This window comes from Vibrio sp. V15_P4S5T153 (genome assembly GCF_963874485.1).
GTDB lineage: Bacteria > Pseudomonadota > Gammaproteobacteria > Enterobacterales > Vibrionaceae > Vibrio > Vibrio anguillarum.
Map to the genome: position 1 here is coordinate 1 of NZ_CAWNHR010000010.1, position 2,653 is coordinate 2,653.

At 39.8% G+C, this 2,653-nt stretch carries 1 protein-coding gene; it reads right to left on the minus strand.

Annotation, left to right across the window (positions count from 1 at the left end; all coding sequences use genetic code 11):
• Positions 1-1,570 precede the first annotated feature (1,570 nt).
• Positions 1,571-2,080: a DUF4468 domain-containing protein gene (locus tag AACT42_RS01790; RefSeq protein WP_094183070.1), complete on the minus strand. Its 510-nt coding sequence runs from the start codon at positions 2,078-2,080 to the stop codon at positions 1,571-1,573.
• Positions 2,081-2,653: the final 573 nt, after the last annotated feature.

A 2,653-nucleotide genomic window follows, 5' to 3' on the forward strand; every position in this document is an offset into this window, starting at 1 on the left:
AATTAAATACGCGCCCACGCAAAAGACTTGGGTATAGAACACCACTGGAGTATATTCATGCGCATCTTTAAAAAGTGTCGCACTTCAAACTTGATACTAAGTGAATTTTACCGTGAATTCAAAGTAAACCACCGTAGAAAGGAAGAAATTTGAATAACTTACGTGCAAAAACGATGCTAACCAAACCCTAAATTTTACAACGATTTTAGCCAAAGAGAGCCACTTACAGAATCAACAGCAAAGAAAGCGCCCTTTCAGCTACAACAAAACCTTTTGCTTCACCAGATTTTCATAGCTGAATATCAGCAAGCAAATCAGTCAAAAAGACATTTCAATTAAAGCGATTTGAAACTGACGAAACTCAACACAAGCCAGATCCAAAACTTAATTGAGGCAACCCAAGAACCTTGAAAACGATCAATCTCAGGTTGTTCAGAATCCATTTCGACCAAGCCAACTTGCCGAAAACACGAAACGAATTATCAATGAAATCGTAGTTTTGACCTTAAAAACTCATCCAACACATAACGCCCGGCTAAGGGGTTGACAACGCACCGCCGAACTCAAAAAACACACCGTAAACACTGAACTTCAATTTTGTACTAAAGCCGCCACGCGTTGACAATCCCTCTTGAGCCGTTTGTTAGGCCAACCAATTGACACCGACACTTTCACAACCAAAGAACGAGCTTTTTTGTAAACTTGAAACAAACTAAGCGATTCATTTATAAACCAAAATGCTAAATCAGCAAAGAAACAAAAAACTCAAATTGAGCGATTTGGAAGAAAAGTGACGAGCGTAGCATGCTCGGCGGACGTTTGGATGCTGAAGGTTATTTTGCCGATGAATTCACAGCGATAAACAACCCAACGCGATCAAGAAACAGCAAATATGTGATGATTATTTATTGCTTAAGTTAAGCCACAAAACATGGAATTTACTGCTCAATTTCAACTCGATTTAGCTGATAAAAACTCACCTTGCCTAACGCCCGCTTAAGGGGCAGACAACGCTACTACTAACTTTCCGCATAACACCGTAATCACAAAAACCAACGCATAGTAAAAATGCCGCGCGTTGGCTGTCCCTCTTGAAGCGTTTGTTAGGCCAACCAATTGACACCGGCACTTTCACAACCAAAGGACGAGCTTTTTTAAATTTAAAACAAACTAACCGATTCATTTATAAACCAAAACTTTAAATCAGCAAAGAAACAAAAAAACTCAAATTGAGCGGTTTGGAAGAAAAGTGACGAGCGTAGCATGCTCGGCGGACGTTTGGATGCTGAAGGTTATTTTGCCGCTAAATTCACAACGATAAGCAACCCAACGCGATCAAGAAACAGCAAATATGTGATGACTATTTATTGCTTAACTTAAGCCAGAAAACATTGAATTTACCGTTCAATTCAAACTCGATTTAGCTGATAAAAACTCACTTTGCCTAACGCCCGCTTAAGGGGCAGCCAACGCTACTACAAACTTTCTGCATAACACCGTAACCACAAAAATTAACGCATTATAAAAATGCCACGCGTTGGCTGTCCCTCTTGAAGCGTTTGTTAGCAAGCTAAAAATCATTCATGCTTCCGATTGAATCTTCACCTCGTAGGCTGGTTTCGAATTTTTTAGCCATTAATCCAAACTTGGTCAAAACTTGATCGTACCCATATTTGGATGGGAGTGTCCATGCAACACATTCAGAACCAACAGGTACGCCGGGTAAAAGTTCGAGTTGTAATCGAGCTCGACCATCTTTTGCTAGGAATCTAATATCGTAACTAGAGTAACAATATGGACTTATCGCTGAGTCAATCATCTTCCACTGAACAAGTCCTTTACCAATTAAAGAACCTTCAGATTCATCCTCAACTCTCATGACTTCCTTACTATCACCATAAACTGTAGCAATATGATTTCTGGCTTTTTTCCACAATTCGCCCTTATCACCCTTTAAGTCCAAAAATGTATAAGTTTGTGGTTGGATGTCTGATTGTGATATTGGATAGTTTACAGAATCAGCGCTTGTACATCCTTGTATTGAGACTATCAACAGAAGGCTAAACATTATATTTTTCATTTAATACTCCGAAAGTAAATTTGCTTGCTAACGCCCGGCTAAGGGGTTGGCAACGCACCGCCGAACTCAAAAAATACACCGTAAACACTGAACTTCAATTTTGCACTAAAGTCGCCAAGCGTTGGCAATCCCTCTTGAGCCGTTTGTTAGCTGCTGCACTTTAGCCGGAGATTTTCTACCCAACGGCCTAATTTAAAACACATTATTGTTTTCAAGCGACAAAGTAAAACGGACAACTGAGAAACTAAAACCCAATCCACGAAAAGCACTTGGCAAAGAAGAAATAACAGGAAAACTTGACGAGCTTCTAGGACTTAAATTTACAAAGAATTCTTTCGAAGAAGCCAACAACCAAGTGCACGAAATCCATTTAAGCGCGAAAGAGCCTCAAAACCAAAGAAGCCACACCAAAGAAATAAACAAACACACCACTTCCCGTAAGAAGACTTCGGTTAGTTCAAACACTCTACGAACAGTGCCACTGGTGAGATACGTGGAGAAGTGCTGACTTTCAGGTGTAAAGCTAGAGCCTCAGACTAAGAAAAAATGAACACGGAATTTTATGATTTTTCT

Coding starts and splice junctions, on each gene's coding strand:
- AACT42_RS01790 (WP_094183070.1), bottom strand. CDS start 2,080: ATGAAAAATATAATGTTTAGCCTTCTGTTGATAGTCTCAATACAAGGA.